Origin of the sequence: Moorella mulderi DSM 14980, assembly GCF_001594015.1 — a bacterium.
Lineage (GTDB): Bacteria > Bacillota > DSM-521 > Neomoorellales > Neomoorellaceae > Neomoorella > Neomoorella mulderi.
The window spans coordinates 170,341-191,456 of the sequence record NZ_LTBC01000001.1; the positions used below are offsets into that span (position 1 = coordinate 170,341).

General features: G+C 52.2%; 20 protein-coding genes. 2 read left to right on the forward strand and 18 right to left on the reverse strand.

What is annotated here, in order from left to right:
- Positions 1-63: 63 nt before the first annotated feature.
- From MOMUL_RS00835 to MOMUL_RS00870, 8 genes are all read right to left on the reverse strand, one after another.
- Entirely contained in the window at positions 64-1,518 is a 1,455-nt protein-coding gene (locus tag MOMUL_RS00835) for an SLC13 family permease (protein ID WP_062280311.1), read from the reverse strand.
- Between the two features lie 150 nt (positions 1,519-1,668).
- Positions 1,669-2,745 carry a zinc-dependent alcohol dehydrogenase gene (locus tag MOMUL_RS00840; protein WP_054938175.1) on the reverse strand — a complete coding sequence of 359 codons (1,077 nt, stop codon included), beginning with the start codon at positions 2,743-2,745 and terminating at the stop codon, positions 1,669-1,671.
- Between the two features lie 89 nt (positions 2,746-2,834).
- Complete coding sequence (locus MOMUL_RS00845; RefSeq protein ID WP_062280314.1) at positions 2,835-4,097, reverse strand: Tm-1-like ATP-binding domain-containing protein; 1,263 nt, start codon at positions 4,095-4,097, stop codon at positions 2,835-2,837.
- A 21-nt stretch (positions 4,098-4,118) separates the two neighbouring features.
- On the reverse strand, positions 4,119-5,036 hold the full coding sequence (locus MOMUL_RS00850) for a sugar phosphate isomerase/epimerase family protein (RefSeq protein WP_062280317.1): 918 nt from the start codon (positions 5,034-5,036) through the stop codon (positions 4,119-4,121).
- Positions 5,037-5,117: 81 nt separating this feature from the next.
- A complete protein-coding gene (locus MOMUL_RS00855; RefSeq protein WP_062280320.1) occupies positions 5,118-5,711 on the reverse strand; it encodes a class II aldolase/adducin family protein in 594 nt (197 codons plus the stop codon).
- 88 nt (positions 5,712-5,799) lie between these two features.
- Positions 5,800-6,651, reverse strand: a complete 852-nt coding sequence (locus MOMUL_RS00860; protein ID WP_062280323.1) for a creatininase family protein — start codon at positions 6,649-6,651, stop codon at positions 5,800-5,802.
- A 23-nt stretch (positions 6,652-6,674) separates the two neighbouring features.
- Positions 6,675-7,676, reverse strand: a complete 1,002-nt coding sequence (locus MOMUL_RS00865) for a LacI family DNA-binding transcriptional regulator (protein WP_062280326.1) — start codon at positions 7,674-7,676, stop codon at positions 6,675-6,677.
- 376 nt (positions 7,677-8,052) lie between these two features.
- Positions 8,053-8,748 (reverse strand): FadR/GntR family transcriptional regulator, encoded by a 696-nt coding sequence (locus tag MOMUL_RS00870; protein WP_062280329.1) that lies wholly within the window; start codon positions 8,746-8,748, stop codon positions 8,053-8,055.
- Positions 8,749-9,132: 384 nt separating this feature from the next.
- On the opposite strand from MOMUL_RS00870, the gene MOMUL_RS17740 reads away from it, so the two are divergent.
- Positions 9,133-9,345 (forward strand): HepT-like ribonuclease domain-containing protein, encoded by a 213-nt coding sequence (locus MOMUL_RS17740; protein WP_269085178.1) that lies wholly within the window; start codon positions 9,133-9,135, stop codon positions 9,343-9,345.
- Positions 9,346-9,430: 85 nt separating this feature from the next.
- Here MOMUL_RS17740 and sucD read toward each other — a convergent pair whose 3' ends face one another.
- The 9 genes from sucD to MOMUL_RS00910 all read right to left on the reverse strand — a co-directional run bounded on the left by sucD (position 9,431) and on the right by MOMUL_RS00910 (position 18,771).
- Positions 9,431-10,309, reverse strand: coding sequence for a succinate--CoA ligase subunit alpha (gene sucD / locus MOMUL_RS00875; RefSeq protein WP_062280332.1), 879 nt, complete (start codon positions 10,307-10,309; stop codon positions 9,431-9,433).
- Positions 10,310-10,313: 4 nt separating this feature from the next.
- Positions 10,314-11,444 (reverse strand): ADP-forming succinate--CoA ligase subunit beta, encoded by a 1,131-nt coding sequence (gene sucC, locus MOMUL_RS00880; RefSeq protein WP_062280335.1) that lies wholly within the window; start codon positions 11,442-11,444, stop codon positions 10,314-10,316.
- Between the two features lie 7 nt (positions 11,445-11,451).
- Positions 11,452-11,988, reverse strand: coding sequence for a 2-oxoacid:acceptor oxidoreductase family protein (locus MOMUL_RS00885; RefSeq protein ID WP_062280338.1), 537 nt, complete (start codon positions 11,986-11,988; stop codon positions 11,452-11,454).
- A complete protein-coding gene (locus MOMUL_RS00890) occupies positions 11,988-12,824 on the reverse strand; it encodes a thiamine pyrophosphate-dependent enzyme (protein WP_062280341.1) in 837 nt (278 codons plus the stop codon). The genes MOMUL_RS00885 and MOMUL_RS00890 overlap by 1 nt, the downstream gene beginning before the upstream one ends.
- A gap of 1 nt (position 12,825) precedes the next feature.
- On the reverse strand, positions 12,826-13,998 hold the full coding sequence (locus MOMUL_RS00895) for a 2-oxoglutarate ferredoxin oxidoreductase subunit alpha (RefSeq protein WP_062280343.1): 1,173 nt from the start codon (positions 13,996-13,998) through the stop codon (positions 12,826-12,828).
- Between the two features lie 14 nt (positions 13,999-14,012).
- Positions 14,013-15,572: an FAD-dependent oxidoreductase gene (locus tag MOMUL_RS00900; protein ID WP_236712928.1), complete on the reverse strand. Its 1,560-nt coding sequence runs from the start codon at positions 15,570-15,572 to the stop codon at positions 14,013-14,015.
- Positions 15,573-15,607: 35 nt separating this feature from the next.
- On the reverse strand, positions 15,608-15,754 hold the full coding sequence (locus MOMUL_RS16495; protein WP_161484945.1) for a hypothetical protein: 147 nt from the start codon (positions 15,752-15,754) through the stop codon (positions 15,608-15,610).
- Positions 15,755-15,972: 218 nt separating this feature from the next.
- On the reverse strand, positions 15,973-17,478 hold the full coding sequence (locus MOMUL_RS00905; protein WP_062280349.1) for an SLC13 family permease: 1,506 nt from the start codon (positions 17,476-17,478) through the stop codon (positions 15,973-15,975).
- A 348-nt stretch (positions 17,479-17,826) separates the two neighbouring features.
- A complete protein-coding gene (locus MOMUL_RS00910) occupies positions 17,827-18,771 on the reverse strand; it encodes a LysR family transcriptional regulator (protein ID WP_062280352.1) in 945 nt (314 codons plus the stop codon).
- A 97-nt stretch (positions 18,772-18,868) separates the two neighbouring features.
- On the opposite strand from MOMUL_RS00910, the gene MOMUL_RS00915 reads away from it, so the two are divergent.
- Positions 18,869-19,609, forward strand: coding sequence for a sulfite exporter TauE/SafE family protein (locus MOMUL_RS00915; RefSeq protein WP_062280355.1), 741 nt, complete (start codon positions 18,869-18,871; stop codon positions 19,607-19,609).
- Between the two features lie 128 nt (positions 19,610-19,737).
- Here MOMUL_RS00915 and MOMUL_RS00920 read toward each other — a convergent pair whose 3' ends face one another.
- Positions 19,738-21,042, reverse strand: coding sequence for a pyrimidine-nucleoside phosphorylase (locus tag MOMUL_RS00920; RefSeq protein WP_062280358.1), 1,305 nt, complete (start codon positions 21,040-21,042; stop codon positions 19,738-19,740).
- Positions 21,043-21,116: the final 74 nt, after the last annotated feature.

Sequence of the window (21,116 nt, forward strand, 5' to 3'; positions counted from 1 at the left end):
AAAAAAATAAGGGGTCATTTTGACCCCTGGATGTATTCTATTACCTTATTTTATAACGTTCTATTACTGTAACGGTATCCCCGCCGGCATCCCGGCAATAACCAGCCCTAACGCAATGGCAATTGCGCTGATGAGTGTTAAAATAACCCCGATTTTGAAAAGGTCTTTAAAGCTGAAGTAACCGTAGGCGTAGGGCAAGACGAAGGATGGGCTCTCAGTTACCAGGATGAAGTGGGTCGAAGAGGCGAATCCTGCTGCCAGAGCCAGAGATAACACCGGAAAACCATTTTGCTGGGCATAGGCGATAATAAAGGGCACATTAACAGAAGCTGCCGCCGTAAAACTGGAAAACCCTAAAGAGTCGATGGCTACCAGCAGGGTTACCGCAAAAGGTTGCAAAGCCAGGGGCAATGCTGCCATGGGTTTTAAAGCATGCTGGGCAACCCACTGGGCCAGGCCACTCTGGCTGGCTGCCAGGCCCAGGGCGAAACCGCCCACCACCAGCATCAAAGCCCCCCATTCCAGGCGTTTTTCGACATCGCTCCATTTCTTGAAAACACCCACCCCCGGCATTGATAGGAGGCCAAGAATGAGTAAGGAAACAAAGGCTATGGGTAATTTATTCCATGTTCCGGTAAGCCACAGCACCACAGCCAGGAGAAAAACTGCCAGCGTAGTAATTTCCTCCGTGGACCAGGGACCCATACCTTTAAGTTCTTTGTAAATAACATCTTTGCCATAGGGCAATTCTTTAATCTCGGAAGGGAATAGCTTAAGAATTAACCACCAGGAGATAATGCTCACTACTGCAAAGATTGGTGTGGCAATGGCAGTCCATTCCAAAAAAGACACGCTTACTTTAGCTTTGTTCAGAAAACTCATGGTAATAACATTGGAAGCAACCCCCGAAGGAGTACAGATACCGCCCAGGGTCGAACCAAACATGATGGCCATCATCAGACCCCGGCCCAGGTTGCTCTGCCCCGGCTTGGCATCCACCGACTGCAGTAAGCCCACGACAATGGGCAGCATCATGGCAACCACGGCAACGTCGGTAACAAACATGGATATAACAAAAGATACCAGGAAATAAATACCTATTACCCGGCTAACTTTGGTGCCGGAAAGGGCAAGTAACAGGTAAGTGATCCGCTTGCCAAGACCGGACTTAGTGAAGGCTACCGACAGGGCCAATACACCGATCAGGAACGGCACAAAGCTGTCACCAAAACTCTGGCCAATAGACTTATCCAAACTTAGTATGCCGGTTATATGCAGCATTACCGGAACCATTAAAGCTGTTACCGGGATGGGCAGCGTCTCTGTAAGCCACCAGAAGACAGTAGTCGCCATGACGCCCAGGGTACGCAAAGCCTCGGGTTTCATACTGGCCGGGACTGGTAACACGTAGAAGAGACCCAGAATAGCCAGTCCGACAATAAAATAAGCCCACTTAACGTTGGTTTTGCTATTAGACGTTGCCGGCTGGATTTTAGCCGCCTGATTAGCTGCACACATTAAATATCCCTGCCTCCAATATTTATATTTTTATTGCCAAATGGGAAATTGAGCATTTAATATATAAGTGGGCAGGGAGCCGGCTTTCAGGTGAGGGATATTATCCTGCTCCCTGCCGGGACGAGCGGCCTTAATCAAGGCCGTTCTCTTTTAAGGATTAATAACTACCTTCATGGCCCCGTCTTTGCGGTTGACGAAGTAGTCCAGGCCCTTGTGGAACTCTTCCAGCGGGAAGGCGTGGGTCATGATGGGTTTGGCGTCGATTTTACCCTGAGCCATCAGGGACAGGGCGCGCTTGCAGTTCTGGTTGCCTTCACCGCGTACCGTCAAAAGGCTGATCTGGTTCATGACCACATAGTCCAGGTTGGCAGTAACCGGCTCTTTGTAGAAGGAAACCAGCACCATCACGCCGCCTTTTTTAGTTGACTTGATGCCGTATTCAAAGGCCTGGGAGTTGCCACCGCACTCGAAAACCCTTTCGGCACCTTTACCACCGGTGATGGCCATGACTTCGGCGACGGGATCGGCAACCTCGCGGATATTGATGGTATGGGTTGCCCCCAGCTGGCGGCCCTTGGCCAGGCGGTCTTCCCTGGTGCCCATGAGGATGATTTTTTCAGCACCTAAAGCACGGGCTCCCTGGACAACGGATAAGCCTATGGGACCCGGGCCGATAACCAGGACCGTATCACCGGCAATATAGCCGCCGCTCTTATCAATGGCGTAAAGGGCGCAGCCGGCGGTAGTCACATAGGTTGCCTCGTTAAAGGAAATATTATCTGGAATTTTATAAACAGAGTTCACGTGCTGGACGGCATACTCGGCAAAGCCGCCGTCTACCGTCATGCCGGCAGCCCGGTGGCCTTTATCCAGGCGGCCGTAGTTTAAACAGGCGGTATACTTGCCGTCAATGCAGTTCTCGCAACGGCCGCAACCCTTATGGGCCTCAATGGCCACCCGGTCGCCTACCTTGAACTCGTCCACCGTTTCCCCCAGGGCCACTACCGTACCGGCCCACTCATGGCCGAAGGTAAATTCCCCGTAGGGCGGCATCTTGGGCATTCCTTTGGTTATGATTTTCACATCGGTACCACAAATGCCGCAGGCCGCTACGCGCACCAGCACTTCCCCCGGGCCGGGCTTGGGTACCGGCTTTTCCACCAGGCGCACGTCATTGGGACCAAAAAGGACCAGGGCTTTCATTTTCTCGGGGATTTGATATTCCATTTTAATGAATAACCTCCTCCGAATGATTATACCGGAAATTGTATCTGCTGGCTGGGGACATATCCCCATCCTAACGCCCAGGCAAATTTTTAGTGTTCGCAGGCGGCAGAACTTTCCTGGCCCGCCAGCCATACTTCCATCAACTGGTGCATAACGGCAGCTGCGCTGGCGGCAAAGACCGGGTCGTTGATATTGGCGTCCAATTTCATTAACTTTACCCGGGGCTCCAGGTTGGCCTCCAGGGCCGCCACCAGGGCGGCATCGGCCTCGGGGTCGTGGAGGGGGCCACCGGCGCGGCCGTTTTCCGACCAGCCTTTAAGCGGGACCATAACGGCCACCGGCCCGCGGGCGGCATTTAACCTGGCGGCCAGCACTCCGCCCACCCGGGTTAACTCTTCTTTAGTCGCCCGGACGTTAGTGTTGTAAGGATTATGGTAATGGGTCGGGCGGCCCCGGTAGGCCGGCGGTATGCTCTCCGCCGGGCCGAAGCAGAAGTAATCCAGTCCCCCAAGGGAAATCACCTGAGGAATACCCCTCCGGCCCGCTGCCTCCAGACGCGGCCGCATGGGGGTATAGATGTCGCCGGCCTCACCAAAAACCTCGCCGATTAATTCATGGGTAGTGAGATCGAGGACACCCTGAATCAGGCCGGCCTCGATTAATTCTTCCATAGCCGAACCGCAGGCCCCGGAAGCATGGAAGGCAATTACCTCATAACCTAGCTCTACCAGCCTATCCCGGGCGGCCGTGACTACCTCATTGGTATTGCCAAAGGCGGTAGTGGCAATTACCGGCCGGTCGCTGGCCTGCAGGGGCTCGCCGTGGGCAGCCATGCCCATGACCGCCCAGGCAGCATTACTGAGGATGGTACGGCTGACGGTATTGGGTCCTCCCAGGAGGTCGGCTACCGAGAACATCATGATGATATCCTTGTACTCGATATAGGGGCGGATGTTACCGGAAGCCACCGTGGAGACAATCACCTTGGGCAGCCCGATAGGCAAGGCCCGCATGGCGATGGCCGCTATGGCCGTACCCTGGTTGCCGCCGATGCCCAGGACGCCGGCCAGCTCGCCCCGTGCATAGAGGCCGGTTAACACCCGGGCCGCTCCCAGCCCCATGGTCTGCATCATGGCATCGCGGCGCAAAGCCGGCAAATCCTTAAATTCCACCCCGCCCAGGCGGCAGATTTCTTCCCGCGGATAGGCAGCCTTAAAACCATGGGGGAGGTAGGTGCTCACATCCAGAACCGGAGCCTGCCAGCCCCGGGAAGTGATGAATTCCTGCAAAAAACGAGTTTCAGCTTCTTTGGTATCGACTGTGGCAATAATGGCGATAGCCTTGCGAGGCACGCTTTTCTCCTCCTGGTTGCTTTAAGCCAGGGCCCAGGCTTCTTTAATGACCCTTTTGGCATTGGCCAGAATTAATTCCGAAGTCTCACCGGGTAGCAGGGGGCGCACTTCGGCACTCAGGACAGGGCGTTTTTCCGGGCCGATGAGGCCCATGTCGGCCAGCAGGCGGAAATAAGCGCTGACCTCCCCGGTATCTATCTCCCCATCCTCCACACCGAACCTCGGCTGCAGGTCGCCGTACAGGGGATGACGCCGGTCCTTCATAACGCAGTTGCCGATATGAAAAGCCATTAAATAATCCTTTACCAGGGGCAGGGCTTCTTCGGGCTTTTCCCTAAGCAAAGGGAAATGGGAGAGGTCCGCCAGGAGCCCGAATTTAGGATAACTGGGACGCAGTTCCCGGGCAATATCAAAAGCATCCCTGAAATGGCCAATTAAGGATTCTTTGTCAATGTCCCGGTCAAAAATCTTTAAGGTAATGGCCGGGTCGCCCATCTCCCTGGCATATTCACAAATCTGGGCCAGGGAGTCAACAAGCAGCTTTTTGGCCTCTTCCCGCCGTTCCGGGCCGGGGTCTTTACCCGCCGGGATGCGCACGGCAACGGCACCCAGGTCGGAAGCTTCTTTCAGGCAATTGAAAACCTGCTTGACGGCCCGCTTTCTTTCTCCGGGATCGAAGGAATTAAGGTTTAATTTTTGGGAAAAGATGGCCGGCTGGCAGGCATAGCAAACCTCCATGTGGGCGATCTTTAATAAATGGGCTGCTTCGGTGCGCTGTTTAATGTCCTTGATCCAGCCTACTTCCACGGCTGTAAAGAAATCGTCTTCGGTAATACGGCGCAGGGTTTCCACCACCGGTCCGGTACCGTTTACTACCTCGGGAAAGGCCTTAAAATGGACGATGCCCACCTTCATGAATTCATAAATGGAAGCCCTCATACTTAACCTCCCCTTAATTTACGCCATTTTCCCCACTCGCCGGAAGTGTAGATTAATTCTGGCTAACTCCTGGAAAAAAATTTATCCTAACTGGGATAACAAGAAGGCGACTTTAGCATTATCTTCCAAAACATCTGCCAGGTAGAAAGCATGATGAATATCTTTACCCACTGTAACAAAACCATGGCGCTTAAGGACGGCAGCTTTGAGGGTTGGATCCTCAAAGGCTCTAATAACCATTTCCGCAAGTTCCACTGACCCCGGCGCGGCATATTCGACAATGCCTACTTTGTTAAGACCCGCTTCCGCGGCGGCTGTAACCACCGGCAGCTCGCCCCTGGCCGTCGCATAAGCCGTAGCAAAGGCCGAATGGCCGTGAACGACGGCCTGGACTTCCGGACGGGCCTTTAAAATACCAAGATGAAAGCGGATCTCCTTGGAAGGTTTGCCCTCGCCCGCCAGGATATTCCCCTCTAAATCAACCAGAATGAAATCTTCGGGTTCCACGTCCCCGAAGGACTTGCCGCTGGCTTTAATAAGGACTTGCTCCGGGTGTCCCGGGACGCGGGCGCTGGTATTGCCGCTGGTAGCCGACGTAAGGCCGCGGGCAAAGATCTGCCGGCTGACCTGCACCATTTCCTCGCGCAACTTGTTAACCGCATCTATATCGATCATTTTTAGTTTCCTCCCAGCCTTGCTCGCGGGTACAAGCCAGGCTTTTAAAGCCAGGCTTGTACCTTGAGCCAAGGGGTTTACGCAGCTGTTATGCCCTCTCGGGGAAATCGCGATTTTCTACTTTGAAGGGGAACTTCTTAACTTCCTCAATGAAGGCAGCCAGGTGCTCGGCTTCTTTCTCAAATAGCTTCAGGCCTTTTTCTGGGGTGCCCCGGAAGGGATTACCAATGGTGGCGTGATCGGAGTACTCATGGTGCTCCATGGGGACAATGATATTTTCGGAACCCCGGAATTTAACGGTAGCAGTGCCGTCGATCTTGGAGAATTCGGGTCCCATCCACCGCGGCGCGTGGGCACGGTCATTGACCGCCCGGCTCATATCCACCAGCTCAATGTTGTAAGCCATTACCTGGGCCGTTTCCATTTCACCGGCGTGCCAGCCGGGCGTCTCCTCGGGAGGACCTTCGAGGATACCTTTAACTACCTCGCATTCCCTCTCGGTGGGCGTCTTGTACCAGGCCACAAAGGCGCCGGTATGGTAACGAAGTTTCCGCAAGAGTTCATCAATGGGTTTGGTGTTGGAACCATGGTGGGATACAAAGACAATCTTGTTAGCACCGTGGAAAATCAAGCTGCGAGCAATATCATGGAGCACACGGCGGAAAGTCTCGGCAGCAAGGGTGATGGTGCCACATCCTTCCCCAACTTCGCCCATGTGGTGGGGTGAGTAGCCAAAGGGCAGCAAGGGTGTGTGGGGAACATTGGCCAGTTTAGCGGCCCGCTCGGTTACGGAAATGGTAGTAATGCTGTCCGTTCCCAGGGGCACATGGGCGCCGTGCTTTTCACAGCTCCCGACTGGTACGAGAACGGTGTCGGTTTCCTTGAACCATTCCTGGGCATCAACGAAAGAACATTCCAAGAGGTTGTAACGTTTTGCCATTTCAGTAAACCTCCTGCCAATTTTTATTTTAGAATTGAAGATTCCCTGACCTCGAGGTGGGTTGCCAGGGTGGTAACCGGCGGCACCTTCCGGCCGGCAAGGAGCTCAGCCAGTACCCTCATGGCAGTCACCCCCAGGTCATAGACCGGGACTGCTACAGTAGATAGTGCCGGCGTAACAAAGGATGCGAGGGGGATATTATCAAAACCCACAACAGCAACTTCTTCTGGCACCTTAATTCCCCGTTCGTACAGGGCTTTAATAGCGCCTATAGCCATAAGATCGTTATGGGCGAAGATGGCAGTTATCCTCTGGTTGCCGCTAAGGGGCATTTGCGCAACAGCCTGGTAACCGCTGTTAAACTCAAAGTCGCCTTCGATGATCCACCCGGGTTCTATATCTACCCCTTCAGCCTCCATAGCACGGCGGTAACCTTCCAGGCGGTCCCTGGCCGTAGTCGAAACCGCGGGGCCGGTAACCGTGGCAATCCGCCGGTGGCCGAGACGTAATAAATGCTCAACAGCTTCCCGGGCAGCCCGTACATTATCAACCTGCACCGCCGGCAGGTCGGCTTTATGGCGCCCGATGACCACCGTCGCCACCGAGCCCTGTTCAAAAAAGTGTTCCCGGCTGGCATCCTCTACAGCTCCACCGCCGGTAAAAATTACCCCGTCCACCCGTTTTTCCCGCAAGACACGGAGATATTCTTTCGTGCGTTCCCGGGAACGGTCGGTATTGCAGAGGATAACTGTATAGCCCTTTTCATGGGCTACATCCTCCACCCCCCGGACAATCCCCGGGTAATAAGGGTTGGCAATATCCGGGAGGATCAGGCCGATGGTTTTTGTTTCATTCAGCTGGAGGCTGCGGGCCATGGCGTTGGGGTAAAAGCCAAGTTCTTTGATAGCTGCCAGGACGCGTTCCCTCGTCTCGGGGCTGATAGGATGCTGGCTGTTGTTAAGGACACGAGAAACGGTAGTAACAGAAACCCCGGCATGCCTCGCCACATCTTTTATGGTTACCATGGCTTTCACCCCTTTCGGAAAACGTTTTCCTTGGCTATAAATTTAGCATGGTTTAGCCCCCATGTCAATAACCAATTTTAAATCGTGAATATTTTTCTTATGGTAATCGTTTTCCCCTGGCATTATATGTTATGGTAAACGTTTTCTTTTTGTTCTTCCGCACCCCTTTATGGAAAGCCATGAAATATGCGACCATACTTTTTGCCACAATCTGCTGCCATAGTAACAAACCCAGTATTCATACGCCACTCAGATACCGTGGACATTCTTCCAAAAAATAAAATCTCCCCGTAGGGTAACTAAAAATTACGGGGAGTTTCAGGTGAACAATATCCCATTATAGAGTTGTTGGCAAAGGCCGCCAGGACAAGGCCTCCTATTTCAATTGCCGGGCCACAAAGCGCAGGTGTTTGCCCATGGCCCGGCGTGCCGATTCCGCGGCTCCGGAAATAACGGCCTGGGCAATTTCACTGTGCTGTTCAAAAAGCACGCGAGCGTTCTCCGGATCAGAGTAAAGACGGTTGCGTTTATTGGCCAGGGTCTGGGCAATGGTATCAGCAATAGTGTACATCAAACGGGAAAGGATGGGATTATGGGACATGCCGGCAATGGTTAAATGAAATTTGACATCCGTATCCTCCTGGAGAAATCCCCGGGCCAGTTCGTTGCTCATCTGCTGGATTATCTCTACCAGCTTTTCTTTTTCCTCGGTCGTAGCTCGCCGCGCCGCCAGGTAAACTATCTCCCGTTCCAGGATCTGCCTGGCTTCCAGTAAATATATGGCCTGTTGTTCTTCCAGCAGCAGGGCCATGACCAGGGGCTGGACAATATCGCAGTTCTGCACCTTGCGGACAAAAGTACCTTCACCGGGTTTTACCTCCAGGACGCCCATGGTAGTCAGGGCGCGGATGGCCTCCCGGACAGACGCCCGGCTGACGCCCAGTTTCTCCGACAGCTCCCGTTCAGAATAAAAACGCTCCCCAGGCATGAGCTTGCCTTCACTGAGGGATTTTTTTACCTGCTCGACAATTTCTTCGTAAATCTTTTTCGTTTTAATAGGCTGCAGTTCCATCGGCCCTACCTCGGAGTTCTTTTTAGATCATTATTGCATTATTTCAGGCTGATGGCAACTGGCTATTTTTAGGCTTGGACATGATTTTGCCAACCACCAGGCAGCTCGTAGCATCTGCCATCCTGGCGGCAACCTGACCTTCCACCTGGTGCAGCAATTCATTTACCGGGCCAAATTGCAGTGCTTTTGCAGGACAGACACGCACACAGGCAGGTTCTAAAGTGGTAACTGCTAGAATCCCGTGATGCTCTCAAAAGCAAATTGCTATTCTACCTCTTCTCTGCTAAAATGAGGCTGAAAGTTTCTGGAATAGCAGGTGCAAAGTAAGGTCATGATAGCGAAAGAAATCTTAAACTTATCCATGAGCGTCTGGATCAGGTTCGTATTTCCACCAATCGCTTAAAGCGCCTTATAGCTCTCCCAAGAGATACTTTTATAGCCGATAATGATAACTTTGCCATCGCCGAGCACCACCTGCGCCGGGCTCTGGAAGCCCTCCTGGACATCGGCCGACATATTGTCGCCAAGAAGGGTTATGACCGACCCGAGGACTATAAAAGTATAAATCGCCTACAGCAGAGGAGATTGGACAAATAAAAAGGAAGAGCCCCAAATAAGGTTCTTCCTAAAGCGTGGGGGAACTACTATATATCAAAATCACTTAGATTGAATAAGATTGAATCTAAACTATATCTTTTAATAGCCGGCCGACTTCCGAGGGCCGCTGGGCAATTTTTACGCCCGCTGCACTCAGAGCGCTTTCTTTACTCTGGACTGAACCGCGCCCGAGGGTCATAATGGCGCCGGCATGGCCCATCTTTTTTCCCGGCGGCGCCGAACGACCGGCGATAAAGGCCACTGCCGGTTTGGTAAAGCCGCCAACCTTCATGAAATCAGCCGCATCTTCTTCCATGCTCCCGCCTACTTCGCCAATTATTACTACACCCTGGGTGTGTTCATCTTGCTGGAACAGGGCGAGGACCTCGGTAAGGGTGGTCCCGGGAACCGGGTCGCCACCAAGACCAATGCAGGTACTGATACCCATGCCAGCGGCCACAATATGCGAACAGACCTCGTTAATCAGGCTACCGCTGCGAGCGATCACACCGATATTGCCGGGCTGGTAAACATAAGATAGCCACACGGGGATAAAACCGAGCATAGCTTCCCCAATGGTGGCCATACCAGGATTGTTGGGTCCAATAACATAGGCCCCTACCTCCCTGGCATAAGTCCTGACCTCCAGGGCGTCCTGGACCGGCAGGCCGTCTACCAGCAGAACAATGAGCTTCAGCCCGGCTTCCAGTGCTTCAAAGGTGGCATCTTTGGCAAAGGGCGGCGGCACAAAGATTACCGAGGCTTCCGCCCCATGTTTTTCTACTACCTCTTGCACTGTATTGTAGACCGGTACCCCATGGACCTGGGTGCCGCCTTTCCCCGGGGTAACGCCGCCGGCGATATTGGTACCGGCCGCCAGCATCCGTTCCGTCCAGAAAGTACCTTCATTGCCTGTTATACCCTGTACCACAACTCGCGTTTCCTTTGACAAGAGGATGCCCATGTCTTTAACCTCCTGCTAATTTTACGGCTGCCCGGACGGCCTCTTCCACATTGGCATAAGGCTCGAGGCCCACCTCTTTACGTAAAATCTCCCGGGCTTCCTCTTCCCCTGTACCACGTATCGAGGCAATTATGGGCTGGGTGGGTTTTAGCTCCTTAATAGCCTGGGCCAGGCCCTGGCTGATTACATCGGCCCGGGCCACCAGCCCGAAGGTGTTGATTAAAATTACTTTGACATCGGGGTCTTCTAATACGAGCTGCATGGCATAATAGGAATTTTTATAAGTAGCGCCGCCAAACTCCAGGAAGTTGGCTGGCTTGCCACCGTAGTAGTTAATCAGGTCCAGGACCGTCATGGTCAGGCCGGCGCCGGTACAAAGGACGCCGATATTGCCCTCCAACTTCACGTAACCCAAACCGTACCGGGCCGCCCGGTATTCCCGCTCGTTATCATAACGCTCCGGCCCTTTAACAAAATCTATCTGGCGGAAAAGGGCTCCATCATAGATGTTCACCTTGGCGTCGGCCGCCACCATTTTACCGTCGTCCGTAACGACCAGGGGATTGATCTCCACGAGTTCAGCGTCATAAAAACGGAAAACACGGTAGAGTTTTAGAAGGATATCAGTAAAGGCACTGGCCTCCTTACCCGCCAGTCCCAGGCGGTAGGCTACCCGCCTGGCCTGAAAGGGTAGCAGGCCGCGGAAAATGGGGACAGCTTCCCGCACAATTCGTTCCGGCGTTTCCCGGGCCACTTCTTCAATATCCATGCCCCCGGCCGCGCTGGCCATAATCAGGGGCGAAGCCTTAACAGCGTCGATGGTAATGGCAAGATAGAGTTCCCGGGCAATGGCCAGCTTCTCCTCGACTAAAAGTTTGCTTACCGTCTCGGCTTTGAGCTGGCTGCCCAGGATAGCCGCCGCAGCTTCCCGGGCCTCACCGGTGGTTGCGGCAAACTTGATGCCGCCGGCCTTGCCCCGGCCACCTTGTAAGATTTGGGACTTGATTACTACTTCCGTCCCCAGCTGCGCAGCGGCCTCCCCGGCCGCCGCAGCTGAAGTTACCATTATTCCCCGGGGGACGGGAATCCCTATTTTCTTAAAGAGTTCCTTTCCCTCATATTCATATAATTTCATACCGGCATTACTCCTTTGGCATGAGGGCATAGCCTAATTCAAAGGCCCTTTTGTTCTCCTCATGGAAGCGGGGTATCCTTTCCAGCATGGCTTTCAAGATATTCTCTTTATCTACCAGCCCCGCCATCATCCTGGCCATGGCGCCTAAAACGACGGCATTGGCATAGAGTTCCCGCCCCAGCTCCTTTACGGCTGTATCGCGGGCCGCCAGGGGTACTTGCTTGATTGGCAGGGACTCGTCCGGCTCAACGTAAGCCGGGTCATAGATCACCGTACCCTCTTTGACCAGGGAAATAAAACGGTTATAGGCCGCCTTGGAAAGGGCGATAAAATAATCCGGGTTCTCCACCACCGGGCTGTCAATGCTTTCTGATGCCATAACCACCTGGGTGCGGACATAGCCACCCCGGGTTTCCGTACCGTGGCTGACAAGCATGGTTGTATTTAAACCCTGGTACACGGCTGCCGTGCTGAGGGTCTGGCCGATACGCACAACTCCCTGCCCGCCGAAACCGCTCACAAGCACTTCCGTCCGTTTGGCCATCAGCTATACCTCCTTTGGATCTCCGCGACCCATGTCTTCATATACTCGGAAAACTCGGGACGGCTATTGCTGGCATCATGATAAATCCCGGTCCGGAAGGCAAAGTCATCGGGACCCTTTTCATGCATACTGCAGGTATGCTCTCCAAACCATTTATAAATCTCTACCGGTTTCCGGGTGCCCAGGGCCCGCTCCGCAAAATTCGTAACGCAGGGATACGGCATATGGACCAGGGAAAAACCGTTGTTCATGATGGCCTTTTTAATGGCTTCTACCGCTTCCTGTCCCTGGAGGCTGGTGTAACGGGCCAGAAAGGTAGCTCCGGCCTCCCGCAGTATATTAAGCACGTCCCGGCCTTCCTGGGTCCAGTTGGGCTCGCGCATACCATAGGGGCTGCTGTCGGTGCGGTAGCCGCGGGGCGTCGTCCACCCGTACTGGCCGCCAGTAGACTGGTAACCGAGGTTATCCAGGACGATTACCGTCATGCCGACATTGCGCCGGGCGCAGTTTAACAGGTGGAGAAAACCGATACCAAAGGCGTCACCGTCGCCCACGGTCATAATAATCTTTTTGTCCGGCGCCAGGGCCATTCTCAGGCCTGTAGCAATAGCATAGGCGCGGCCATGGGTACCGGCAAAATTATCGCCCTTCCAGGTGTTAAAGGTCTGCCGGCCGGCGCAGCCGATGCCGGTCCCCCAGATTACATCCCCAATACCCAAACCCAGCTCATCGATGGCCTTGACGACTTTTTTATGAGCCTGGCCCAGGCCGCAACCGCTGCAGGCCGTGCTGGGTATTTTCCGGGGTCGCAAATATTTAGTAGCTAAATAATCCATTTTACCACGCCTCCCATTCCCAGTTGCGCGCTTTTATCTCTTTACCCGCTAGCAACGCCTGCATCATTTCTTCTAATTCAGCTACCGTTGGTAATTCTCCGCATTTGCCAAAGAAATGGACTTCGCTGCCCTTGGGCATGGCCCGCTGCACTTCGCGCACCAGCTGCCCGTCGTAGTTTAATTCCACACTTAAATACTTGGCCGGCACTTTAAAAATTTCATCCGGGAAGGGCCACAGGGAGATAAGCCTCAGTGCCCCAACCTTCAATCCCTTTTCCCTGGCCTGCTTGACAGCGCTGATGACCACCCGGGAAGGGCTGCCGTAAGCCACCAGGATTAAATCAGGGTTATCGTCGACAAAGTAAGATTCATACCGGGTGATCAGGTCTTTATGGTTTCTTACTTTATAAATTAAACGGTAGGCGTGTTTATGCTGGAAATCTACTTCTTCTGTATCGTAACCTTCCGGGGTCGGCGTCCAGTCGGAACAGGCCGCGTCCGTATTGTGCCCCAGAACTACGGGAGGGATGTCGATTTCATCGGTAGCCGGGTAGAATTCCGGGCCTTCATTAATACGGCGTGGAATAACTTTGAGGCCCATAGCTTCAACTTCTTCCGGTGTTTCCGGTATGCTCAAACTCTCCCAGCCGTCGGTAACCAGCTGGTCGGCGAGAATAATCACCGGCATGCGGAAGCGTTCTGCCAGGTAGAAAGCCTCGACGGTTATGGAAAAGGCCTCCTGGACGCTATTGGGGGCCAGGACAATGGTCTCATAATTGCCTCCCTGGGTGGGATAACGGCTCATGTAAAACTCGCCCTGTCCCGGGGCCCCGGTAATACCGCTCACCGGGCCGACCCGCTGGGCATTGACCACTACCAGCGGAATTTCGCTGCCCAGGGCCCACCCCATGGGATCGGCGTAGAGGATAAAACCCGGACCTGAAGTAGCCGTCATGGTCTTTAAACCGCCCAATGAACCGCCGATACAGATATGCAGGGCCGTCATTTCGTCTTCGGCCTGGACGTAATACCCGCCCACCTGGGGCAGGCGCCGGGACATATTTTCAGCAATTTCCGTCGCCGGGGTAATGGGGTAGCCGGCAAAGAGCCTGCACCCGGCTATAATGGCGCCTTCAGTAATGGCAGCGTTGCCGGTATCCAGCGTTCGTCTCATAGCGTTCCTTCCCCCTATGCATTCTTCTCTATGCTGATGGAAAAATCAGGGCAAACAAAGAAGCATTTCAGGCAGCCAATGCATTTCTCGGGGTGTGCTGCGACCATGGGCTTATAACCGCGGTCGTTAAAGTAATTAGCCGGTGCAAAGACTCCCAATGTACAGACGTGGGCGCAATAGCCACATTCTTTACAACCGTTCCCATCCACTTCCACCATATAAGTCCGCAGGTCGCAGGCCAGGCACCTTTTTGCCTCTTTTTGCGCTGCAACGGCATCAAAACCCAGCTCTACGCTGGCAAAACTATGCAAACGGTCACCCAGGGGAATAGCAGGTACATATGTCCGCCCGGTGGGGGTTAAAATTACTTCCGGTTCGGCTGCGTTAGCCTCTTCTATCACATGCCCGGCCAGGTTGCCTTGGCCGCCCAGGAATTTATCGATATTGTTAGCTGCCTTTTTGCCCTGGGCAATGGCTTCAATAATCGAGGCTGGCCCGCTTACTACATCGCCTGCGGCAAATACGCCTGCCAAGCTTGTGGCCAGGGTTTCCGCGCAGGCTTTTAACTGGCCGCCCTCGCTTACTTCCAGGCCCCATGCTGCCGGCACCTCAGGAGCCTGCCCGATAGCCACAATCACCGTATCAAAGAGATTGCTAAACTCGCTGCCTGCAACCGGAACAGGTTTGGGCCTGCCGCTGGCGTCCTTACCTTTAAGTTCCATCCTCTGGCAGGTAAGATTTAGACTTCCACCCGCTTGGGCTATGCTAACCGGCGCGGCCAGGAACTCAATCTGCACGCCTTCCTCCAGGGCGCCGTTAACCTCTTCCTGGCTGGCAGGCATTTCCGCCCGCGTCCGCCGGTAGAATATGGTTACATTTTTGGCTCCCAGGCGGCGGGCCGTCCGGGCGGCGTCAATAGCCGTATTGCCGCCTCCAATAACGGCAACCTTTTTCCCTATAGATACTGATTGGCCGCCGTTAACTTCCTCCAGGAAAGCCAGGCCGTCCTTGACGCCCGGCAAATCCTCGCCGGGAATGCCCGGTTTGCTGCTCTTCCAGCTGCCGCAGGCCACCAGGACGGCATCATAATCTTTTTTAAGCTCGTCCAGGGAAGTGACCGGAGTATTAACCCTGATCTCCACACCCGCCTCCTGGATAGCCCTGATTTCCTTATCTAAAATTTCCCGCGGCAGGCGGTAGGCGGGGATCCCATACCGCATCATGCCGCCCGCTTCAGCTCTGGCCTCAAAGACCGTAACCTGGTGGCCGCAACGGGCTAGGTAATAGGCTGCCGTCAGCCCGCTGGGGCCGGCGCCGATGACAGCTACTTTTTTGCCTGTCTTTCCCTGCCTGGTTTCACTCTGGCAGGCGGCGCCTTTTGTGCTGTTTTCAGCCGTAAAACGCTTCAGGAGCCTGATAGCTACCGGTCCATCAAGTTGGTTGCGAGCGCACTTGCTTTCGCAGGGGTGCACACAGGCATAGCCGCAGATGGCCGGGAAAGGTATGCTCTCTTTGATAACCTCGAGCGCTTTTTGAAATTCTCCCTGCCGGATATACCTGACATAACGTGGCACATCCACACCAGCCGGGCAGGCTTCCTTGCACGGGGCTAACTTCTGGCAATTTCGATCTCCCATGATCCTCTTGCCAACTCCTTTCTAGCGTTTAAACCTTCGTTTTTTTGAAGGGGAATAAATTCTAATTCTGCTCCTTTGCCGGGTTGGCAATTCCTCTGTCCTTGTGTAAATTCTTTCAATCCTTATCCCCCTACCTAAACTCCAGTTCACCTCCTGATTCCATTCTAAATGCAAGGTAAAATTTTTGTAAATTAATTCCTGTTTATATGCCTATTAACAGGTTTTATTCATCTTTCCCGAGCGAAGCAAAAGACTCTTGCGGTTCGAAAAGGCCCCTCGCAGGAGCCTATCAGGCTTTCTCCCATGAGGGGCTGTTGTTGCCAATTATCTTTGAATTTTATATTTTATAAATCCCCGTCAAACTGCCAATAACAGTTACGGTTATCATAACACATATAGCTGCCGCTATGGTCATAATCACGCCTGCTTTAGCAAACTCTTTTATGGTAAAATATCCGGTACTGTATGGAATAACATTGGTTGGAGTTTCTGTTACTAAAATAAATGCCAGAGACATGGTAAAAGCAGCCGGAGCAACAAGAGTCCATGGGTTGCCACCAAGATCCTTGGTTAAAGTTATAACCAGTGGTATTATAATAACACCAGTAACGCTATTACTTGAAAAAGCAATATGGAGGATGGCTACTATCAATGAGATCGCGCCAATCCTCAAAATGGGATTGATCTGCGATGCGGGACCCAAAAGAATCCAGGCCAACCATCGTGCCGCACCTGTATCATAAATAGCCATTCCCAAGGAAACTCCACCTACGATTAATATGATACTGTCCCAGGATATTTCTTTTTCAGCTTCTTTCCAGCTCATAACACCAATACCGGGTAAAAAAAGCAAGATACCTGCCAAAATAGCTATATATTCATCTCCATAAGGGAAGCCGCCAAAAAATTTATATGGCCGGATAAAAGGACTGGTTATCCATAATAATACCGCTATCCCAAAAATTATCAGTGTCTTTTTTTCAGGTAAACTTAGAGGTCCTAATTTATGAAGTTCTTCTCTAATATGATGGATACCATAGGGCAATTCTTTGATTTCCGGAGGATAAATTTTAATCAGAATAAACCACCCAACTACCGCTAATAAAATAGCTGTAGGAACACCTATTGCCATCCAGGCTGGAAAGGTAAGAACATATCCTGTCATTTCTCTTAACATAGTCATAGCAACTACATTTGGGCCGCAACCCACCGGTGTTCCAATGCCCCCAAAAAGAGCTCCCCAGGCGCAACCCATAAGGAGCGCCCGGCCGAAATTGCTTTGCAATGGTTTGGCATCTATTTCCTGAAGCAGAGCTACGGCCAAGGGGCTAAGCATGGCTGCTACAGCTACATCTGTTACCCACATGGAAATAATACTCCCAACTAAAATAAAACCTAGTACAACTCGATCAGTTTTAGTACCTATTTTAGTTAAAAGGATAAGGGTTAATCTCCTTCCCAGGCCAGAACTAACAAAAGCCGCACCTAGAGCTAGAACACCTAAGAAAAAAACAAACAGAGTATCGCCGAAACTTGTTTGGATGGCTTTTTTAAAATCATAGATACCATACACAGGTAAAAGCAGGTTGGCAATCAAGACAGTTACTGCGAAAGGAATGGCTTCTGTCATCCAGAGGATAATACAAAAAACCAATATTCCGATGGCGGTTTTCCCTGCCAATGTCAGCGGTATTTCCTGCCCGTTACGAACCAGGGGTTGCGGGGCCGGCAAAAAATGTAGCAATAACATGGCTAATATGGCAATAATGAAGATAATAATTTTTGAATACTGTTGATTGATAGGGTATTTTGTAGTCAGGGGTTGCCTTCCGATAGATGCCATTATTTTCCCTCCTCATGAATCACTATTTTGTTTCCCCCGTTTTAGTGATAGTTATTTACACTTTTTTAGCAGACTTGGGCTTTAACCACCACCTTTTCCCTTGATAAAAGTTCATGGGGTAACATTCCTTAAATACGATGAAAACCCCTTTCAATTTTATATTTTACCGGTTGCCAATTTATCAGGCAAATCAATAAAAATTATCATCTTATAAAAGTCTTTTATAATTGGTTTTAATAGCCAAATTCCTCTCCCACCAGTACAATGTAGAACTCCTGGTTACCCTTAGGGCACATCTCAATAATAGTCGTCACCCAGCATGACTCCTTTCATAAAATATTATATGAATTATTTGTTAACCGCAGGAGTATTTACCACACCAGATTCATCCAGCATATTAAGAAAACGATTTTTATTTAAACGGCAGAACCTGAGAAATTCTTCTGCTACAGGGTGCAGGCGGTGTTTGGGATAAATAAGATTGATATTGCGACAGAGGGATAAACCTTCAATGTTAACTTTAACAAGGGTTTTTAACCGCACCTCCTTGATTACAACCCATTCGGAAAGCACAGCCACACCGAAATTAAGCTCTACCCATTTTTTGATGGCCTCATGGCTATTTAATTCCAGGAAAACATTTAATTTAGCTGGCTCAAAACCCTTCTCCCTTAAAGCGTTTTCCCAAAGCTGCCGGGAACTAGAACCAACCTCCCTGAGGATAAATCTTTCTTCATAAAGTTCAAGGGGAACAATACTCCCGCGTTCAGCCCACGGATGATCGCTGTTAACAATCAGTACCAGATTATCTTTCAGCCAATTTTCGCAAATCACTTTCTTGTTATAGCAGTCTCCTGCTACCAGGATAACATCACAACGCCCTTCTGAAAGTGCACGAAAGATCTCTTCTCTGTTACCCAGGCAAATAGCAATTTCGACTTCTGGATATTCCGTCTTAAAGAACCCTATAACCTGTGGTAAAATGTTTTCGGCGATAGTGTAGGTTGCCCCTACACTTAGACGGCCATGCATAATACCTCCTAACTCTTTAAGTTCAGCATGGGCATAGTTGTAAAGGGCAATAATTTGGCGCGCATATTCATACAGCTTCTGCCCCGCGGGCGTAGGTCTTACATATTTATTATCACGATCGAGAAGTTTGACACCATAATGTTTCTCTAAATTATGGATTTGCGTCGTAACCGCTGGTTGGGTTAGATGGAGTTCCCGGGCAGCCAGGGAGAAACTTTTCTTCTCGACAACGGTTACAAATGTGAGGAGCTGGCTGTCCACAGGGTACACCTCACTTTATAAAGGCGTTATAAAGAAAATAATTCGCCGTAATCCTGTTTTTCCCTTTTTGATTTAGATTTAGAAGGGGGTGATAAGCTTGCCTGGCTTTTTAATCTGGCTGCCTGCTCCCCTGGCTGTTTTGCTGGCCGCCGTACTACAGGGAATTACAGGTTTTGGCTTTGCCTTAATTGCCGTCCCTTTACTAATGGTTGTTTTCGATGCCCATACGGCAGTGGTTTTAAATCTGCTAGTTTCTTTTTGTACCCAGCTGGTTTTAAGTCTCCGGGTACGGCAGGGGATAGTTCGCTCTTTACTTATTAACCTTTTTCAAGGTAGCCTTTTAGGTATACCTGCCGGTTTATATGTTTTTTTACACTTTGACGTTAAAAGCCTGAAAATATTAATCAGCATCTTAACTATAGTTTTTGCTCTGGTTTTGCTGAAACTAAAGACCATAAAAATAGATAAGCTGGCAGGTCGCTGGGTAGAACACCTGGTTGGCAGCCTTTCCGGCTTTTTAAGTACCAGCATTGGTATCGCCGGGCCACCGGTGATATTGTTCTTAAATCATCAGGATTTAAGTAAGGACAAATTCCGTGCTACAGCCTCCGCCTATTTTACCCTGCTGTATGCCGTCAGTCTTACCCTTATGGCCCTTTCCAGGGGTGTCAACACAAAAATTATTTTAAACGCTGCTCTACTTCTACCCTTTGCTTTCCTGGGTAGCAACCTGGGGTTATTCCTTTTTCCCCGGGTTTCACAAAAACATTTTCATTACAGCGTACCTTTGCTCGTCATTGCCACCGGCCTGTATTCCTTGCTGACAACTATTCTTTAGAATTTGAGCCCCGTTATCCTGTCCCTGGCCAGAATCAGGGTTCCCAGCAAGGGCCTGATAAGCCACCTGTGCGAGGGAACGCACTGTGCCGCTACCGGCATAACCTGCATAAAATTACCACAGAGCCCTCACTTAATTATCTCATACACCAGCGGCTGGGGGGCCGGCGGTTCTGGTGCCAGGGTATAGGCCGCCAGGAATCTTTCCCGGGCCGCCTCCAGGTTGGTCCGGTCATTAACATGGAAGACGGCCAGGGGTTCGCCAGCATGGATGTATTCACCCCGGCGTTTTTTGAGTTCAATACCAACCGCCAGGTCAATAGGGCTTTCTTTGGTCAACCGGCCGGCGCCCAGGAGCAGGGCCGCCTCGCCCACCAGACGGGCCTGGACGGCGCTGATGTAACCGCCGGCCGGGGCAGCTACCGTCACCTGTTCCCCGGCTTGCGGCAGGAGTTGCGGATTGTCTACCACCTCCGGGTCGCCTCCCTGGGCGGCGATAAACTGCTGGAATTTTTTCAACCCCTGGCCTCCGGCCAGCAAATTTTCCAGGAGCCGGCGGCCTTCTTTGTTGCTCCCGGCCGCACCGGCAAGCAAAAGCATCTGGCTGCCCAGGGTGAGGCAGACCTCCCGCAGTTCCCGGGGCCCGCCGCCCCTCAGGACGTTGAGGGCTTCCCGGACCTCCAGGGCATTGCCCACCATCATCCCCAGGGGCTCGTCCATATTAGTAATCACTGCTACCACCCGCCGGCCCATCTCCCGGCCCAGGTCCACCATGATCCGGGCCAGCTTCCGGGCTGATTCCAGATCAGGCATAAAGGCGCCGCTGCCGACCTTGACATCCAGGACGATGGCCTCAGCGCCGGCGGCGATTTTTTTGCTCATAACGCTGCTGGCGATGAGGGGGATGCTTTCCACCGTGGCCGTAACATCCCGCAGGGCATAGAGCTTGCCGTCAGCAGGGGCCAGTTTGCCCGTCTGGGCGGTGATGGCCAGCCCGATTTCCTTCACCTGCCGGACCATATCCTCCCTGGATAGCTGCACCCGGAAACCGGGAATGGACTCCAGCTTGTCAATGGTGCCGCCGGTGTGGCCCAGGCCGCGGCCGGACATCTTGACCACCGGTACCCCGGCGGCCGCTACTAGGGGTGCCAGGACCAGCGTAGTGGTATCGGCTACGCCGCCGGTGCTGTGCTTGTCGACCTTGACACCGGGGATGGAACTCCAGTCAATTCTCTCCCCCGAGGCTACCATGGCCCGGGTCAGGGCCGCCGTCTCTTTCCGGTCCAGGCCGCGGAAGTAGACAGCCATAAGAAAGGCCGCCATCTGGTAGTCGGGAATCGTACCGGCCGTATAACCCTGAATCATGGCCTCAATTTCTGCCGGTGTCAGGGCCTGGCCTTCCCGCTTGCGGCGGATTAAGTCGAGCATCTGCATAATTATATAAACCTCCCGCTAACAATCGATTTTTTCTCACCCGCCGGTAACGAAAAAGCCCCTCATAGACTGCT

Coding starts and splice junctions, on each gene's coding strand:
- MOMUL_RS00835 (WP_062280311.1), bottom strand. CDS start 1,518: ATGTGTGCAGCTAATCAGGCGGCTAAAATCCAGCCGGCAACGTCTAAT.
- MOMUL_RS00840 (WP_054938175.1), bottom strand. CDS start 2,745: ATGGAATATCAAATCCCCGAGAAAATGAAAGCCCTGGTCCTTTTTGGT.
- MOMUL_RS00850 (WP_062280317.1), bottom strand. CDS start 5,036: ATGAGGGCTTCCATTTATGAATTCATGAAGGTGGGCATCGTCCATTTT.
- MOMUL_RS00855 (WP_062280320.1), bottom strand. CDS start 5,711: ATGATCGATATAGATGCGGTTAACAAGTTGCGCGAGGAAATGGTGCAG.
- MOMUL_RS00860 (WP_062280323.1), bottom strand. CDS start 6,651: ATGGCAAAACGTTACAACCTCTTGGAATGTTCTTTCGTTGATGCCCAG.
- MOMUL_RS00865 (WP_062280326.1), bottom strand. CDS start 7,676: ATGGTAACCATAAAAGATGTGGCGAGGCATGCCGGGGTTTCTGTTACT.
- MOMUL_RS00870 (WP_062280329.1), bottom strand. CDS start 8,748: ATGGAACTGCAGCCTATTAAAACGAAAAAGATTTACGAAGAAATTGTC.
- sucD (WP_062280332.1), bottom strand. CDS start 10,309: ATGGGCATCCTCTTGTCAAAGGAAACGCGAGTTGTGGTACAGGGTATA.
- sucC (WP_062280335.1), bottom strand. CDS start 11,444: ATGAAATTATATGAATATGAGGGAAAGGAACTCTTTAAGAAAATAGGG.
- MOMUL_RS00885 (WP_062280338.1), bottom strand. CDS start 11,988: ATGGCCAAACGGACGGAAGTGCTTGTGAGCGGTTTCGGCGGGCAGGGA.
- MOMUL_RS00890 (WP_062280341.1), bottom strand. CDS start 12,824: ATGGATTATTTAGCTACTAAATATTTGCGACCCCGGAAAATACCCAGC.
- MOMUL_RS00895 (WP_062280343.1), bottom strand. CDS start 13,998: ATGAGACGAACGCTGGATACCGGCAACGCTGCCATTACTGAAGGCGCC.
- MOMUL_RS00905 (WP_062280349.1), bottom strand. CDS start 17,478: ATGGCATCTATCGGAAGGCAACCCCTGACTACAAAATACCCTATCAAT.
- MOMUL_RS00920 (WP_062280358.1), bottom strand. CDS start 21,042: ATGCAGATGCTCGACTTAATCCGCCGCAAGCGGGAAGGCCAGGCCCTG.